The organism is Deinococcus alpinitundrae (genome assembly GCF_009982895.1).
GTDB lineage: Bacteria > Deinococcota > Deinococci > Deinococcales > Deinococcaceae > Deinococcus > Deinococcus alpinitundrae.
The window spans coordinates 1-257 of sequence record NZ_WXZL01000346.1; the positions used below are offsets into that span (position 1 = coordinate 1).

Here is a 257-nt window from a genome sequence, read left to right on the forward strand (position 1 = left end):
ACCGTGCAGCGCACGGTGGAACGGGTTGAAGCAGCCATGATGGCCAGTGGACAGTTCCGACTTCCTGGCAAAAAGGCGCTGAAGGAAGCCGAAAACGTCCTCCAGATGATTGCGGTCGACGCGACCGAGACCCCATGCGAACGGCCCAAAAAAAGCAGCGGCGCTGGTACAGCGGCAAAAAAAAGCGTCACCCTCTGAAGACCCAGGTGGTCATCAACGTGGCGACACACATGATCATGTGTGTCGCCACTGCTTTC

The 257-nt window shown here is 57.6% G+C and carries 1 pseudogene; it reads left to right on the top strand.

From position 1 onward, the window contains the following. Nucleotides 1-198 (top strand): annotated as a pseudogene (locus GUI70_RS23690) (IS5 family transposase); the annotation flags it as partial. Between the last annotated feature and the right edge of the window lie 59 nt (nt 199-257).